This is a genomic window from Curtobacterium flaccumfaciens (genome assembly GCF_051548005.1).
In the GTDB taxonomy this organism is placed as follows: Bacteria; Actinomycetota; Actinomycetes; order Actinomycetales; family Microbacteriaceae; genus Curtobacterium.
Window position 1 is genome coordinate 1 of record NZ_JBPUGH010000223.1, and the last position, 3,382, is coordinate 3,382.

General features: G+C 73.9%; 4 protein-coding genes. 1 reads left to right on the forward strand and 3 read right to left on the reverse strand.

The genetic code is table 11. From position 1 onward, the window contains the following. Positions 1 to 964 (forward strand): PLP-dependent aminotransferase family protein (locus tag ACSW7Y_RS16610; RefSeq protein WP_438127338.1); only part of this gene is annotated, 964 nt, incomplete at its 5' end. Between the two features lie 86 nt (positions 965 to 1,050). Here ACSW7Y_RS16610 and ACSW7Y_RS16615 read toward each other — a convergent pair. The 3 genes from ACSW7Y_RS16615 to ACSW7Y_RS16625 all read right to left on the reverse strand — a co-directional run bounded on the left by ACSW7Y_RS16615 (position 1,051) and on the right by ACSW7Y_RS16625 (position 3,171). Continuing rightward, positions 1,051 to 1,944: an alpha/beta fold hydrolase gene (locus ACSW7Y_RS16615; RefSeq protein ID WP_438127339.1), complete on the reverse strand. Its 894-nt coding sequence runs from the start codon at positions 1,942 to 1,944 to the stop codon at positions 1,051 to 1,053. An 85-nt stretch (positions 1,945 to 2,029) separates the two neighbouring features. Next, on the reverse strand, positions 2,030 to 2,995 hold the full coding sequence (locus ACSW7Y_RS16620; protein ID WP_438127340.1) for a helix-turn-helix transcriptional regulator: 966 nt from the start codon (positions 2,993 to 2,995) through the stop codon (positions 2,030 to 2,032). An 8-nt stretch (positions 2,996 to 3,003) separates the two neighbouring features. After that, positions 3,004 to 3,171, reverse strand: coding sequence for a hypothetical protein (locus ACSW7Y_RS16625; protein WP_438127341.1), 168 nt, complete (start codon positions 3,169 to 3,171; stop codon positions 3,004 to 3,006). Between the last annotated feature and the right edge of the window lie 211 nt (positions 3,172 to 3,382).

Below are 3,382 nucleotides of genomic sequence, written 5' to 3' on the forward strand. Positions count from 1 at the left end.
GCTGGGGCTCCTGCGTGGCTTCGCGCCCGACCTCGACCGCGTGGTGGTGACGGCCGGCACGTCGGACGCGATCTCGACCGTCACCGAGGGGCTCCGCAACCACCTCGGCCGGGCGCCGCGGGTGGCCGTCGAGGACCCCGGCTACCCAAGCGGACGGCGCGCGGTCGTCTCGGCCGGGGGTGTCGTCGTCGGGGTCCCGGTGGACGACCGCGGGCTCGACCTCACCGCCCTTGCGGCACTGCCGGCGGTGGACGCGGTCATGGTGTCACCCACGCACCAGTACCCGCTCGGTTCGGTGATGCCCGTGGCTCGACGACGAGCCCTGCTGGACTGGGCCGCACGGACGGACACGCTGGTCATCGAGGACGACTACGACTCGGAGTTCCGGCACCGCGGCCTCCCGGTGCCCGCCCTCGCGACGCTCGACACCGCGGGCTGTGTCCTGCACCTCGGCGGGTTCTCGAAGACGCTCGACCCACGTCTGCGCTGCTCGTGGATCGTGCTGCCCGGGAACGGCGGCGATCGGGTGGACGCGGTGACGGCTGCGCGCCGGGCGCGGGGTCCGGTGGTCGCCGAGCCGGTGCAGGTCGCGTTGGCGTGGCTCCTGCGGAGCGGCGCGTTCCGCCGGCACCTCGGGCGGGTCCGGCGGGATGCCGCCCACCGTCGCGAGCAGATCGTCGCGCGGCTCGGCGGGACGGGCGCGTGCGGCACGTCCGGCGTTTCCGGCCTGGAGGCACGTGCCCTGGACGGCGGTCTGCACGCGGTCTTCACATGGCAGGGTCCGGCGACCGGGCGGGCCGTCGTCGCACGGATGGCGGAGCAGGGCGTGCTCGTGGCGGCGCTCGAGGAGTACGGTGTGACGCCCGGCAGCGCGCAGGGGGGCGTCGTGCTCGGCTACGGCTCGCTCACCACGCTCGAGCTGGACCGCGCGCTCGACGTGCTCGTCGCGGCGGTCCTCGGGTAGCCGACGTCCCCGGCAGGAGCGGCGGTCCCCGTCGCACCCGCGCCACGCGGCAGGAGCGGGGCCGCGGGCTCAGCGCGGGCGAGAGATCAGGCGCGGAGGTGGTTCCGCACGCGCTCCTGCACCGCCGCGGCGTCGTGGTGTGCCCACACCGCGAAGTGCGTCCCGCCCGGCAGTCGGAGGAGCTCGGCGCCGGGGATCTCGCGCAGCGCCCGCTCGCTGTGTTCGAGGAGGACGTCGGTGTCGGCGTCCCCGTGCACGAGCAGGGTGGGCGCCCGGACGGCGCCGAGGTCGAGCGAGGTGATCGCGCCGAGGTTCGCGACGTCGTTCCGCCAACCGTCTCGGTGGGCGCCGGAGCTGTTGCCGGTGGCGGCGAGGTCGAGCATGAACCGTCGACGGCCCGGGTCCGCCATGACGTCGCGGACGTGCGCGTCGAGGGCCGCCCCGCGGAGCGAGCTCTCCCCGGCGATGGCCGTCCGGACCACGAGCCTCGGGACGATGCGGGCGGCGAGCGCGGAGGCGACGGCGCCCACCCGCGTCTGCGTGACGAACCACTCCGCCGGCGAGGTCCGGGGTGGGGTCCACCGTCCCGAGAGGCCCGCCGCGACGACGAGCGAGGAGACACGGTCGGGGTGCCGGACGGCGAGTCGGTACGCGCTCGGTCCACCGCCGGACCACGCGAACACGCCGACCCGGTCGATGCCGAGCCGGTCGAGCAGTGCGACGGCGCGGTCGGCGTCGTCGTCGAGGCTGCTCCGGCCGTGGCGCACGGGCGTGCCGAGGTAGCCCGGGCGCGAGACCGTGACGACCCGGAACCCGTCGGACGGCAGGAACCGCGCCATCACGTCCGCCGTGTCGACCCCGCCCGGGGTGCCGTGCAGCACCAGCACGGGCGTGCCTTCGCCGCGCACGCGCACGACGTCCCGTCGGAGCGCCCGTGCACGACCGTCCGAGGTCGGTCCGGTGCGGGTGTCTGCGTGCATGCGGTCGACGCTAGCCGCGCCGCCCCGTGGACGCGCCCTGGATCGGTGATGGATCACCCGAGCGCAGCCGGTGACGGGCCGACTGTCAGCGCACCGCGGCCCGCCCGCGCAGGCGGAGGGTCTCGGCGGGGTACTCCCCGAACTCCTCGTGGTAGGCCCCGGAGAAGCGCCCCATGTGCTTGAACCCGCAAGACAGTGCCACTGCTGCGACCGAGGAGACGCCGGGGTCGGCGAGCTGCAGGCCGAGCCGTGCCTTCTCGAGCCGGATCTCGCGGAGGAACGCCATCGGGGTCACGCCCTCGTGCTTCTGGAAGGCCTCCTGGAGGGTGCGGACGCTGACCCCGGCCGCCTCGGCGATCTCCGGCACCGTCAACGCTCGGTCGAACCGGGCGTACATGAAGGTCTTCGCCCGCTGGACGGTGGTGGCGTGCGGACCGGCGACGTGGCCGTCCGGCATCGGCTCGAACGCCGCGAGGACCGCCTCGGCGAGCAGCAGGTCGAGCGCGTCGCGGGACTCCCCCACCGTCGAGCGGTCGAACAGTGCGGGTGCGACGGCGCGGACGACCTCCTGGAGCGGCGCGAGTCGTTCCGGTTCGACGACGACCGGCAGGTTGAGCGGTCTCGGCGCGGCGTCCGAGTCCTTCGTCGCGACGGCCTCGAGGAAGTCCGCGCCGAAGTGGACGAAGTGGTGCGTGCCTGCGACGGCGTCGATCGCGAACTCCCGTCCGGTCGGAAAGGCCACGGGGACCGCCGGGTGCATGGTGACCGGATCCGTCCCGTCGGCGTCGATCACGCTGCCGCCCTCGACGGCCCACGTGAGCACGTACTGGCGTTCCGGGTGGAGGACACCGGTGAAGCGGGACGACGTCGACGCGGTGCGCAGGCTCACGCGACCGTCGCTCATCGCGCGGTAGCGCAGCCGGAACTGCGCGCGGTCGGCGAAGTGGAGGTCCCGTCCGTTGTGGACGTCCCGCAGCAGGGCGATCGCTTCGTCCGGGTCGGTGACGGTGTGGACGACGTCCTGCACGGCCGCCCCTCGACGGTCGGTCATCGCCGGCGTCACGTGCGGCTCGATCCGCCCGTGGGTCGCGACCAGCTCAGGTCGGCCAACGTGGACGCGGTGTCCTGCTGTTCGACCGCCCAGCCACGACGGGCCGCCTTGCGGAGGTGGCGGTACGTCGTGATCCGGACCGGATCCACTGCTCGGTTCGACTCGTACTTCGTCATGGTGCGCTCCCTGGACGACATCACGGCGTTCAGCTCGGGCGTATCGGCTAGTCGATTTGCGCAGTCGCTGGACACGAAACGGACTTGTTGATACAGGCGAAGGTACGCGCGGACGGAACACCCGACACGGATGCGTCGCACAGCCTTCGCGGATCCGCGCGTTCCGGATGTCCCTCGCGCGGGGGTGGCCGGGGGTGACCAGGAGCCGGCC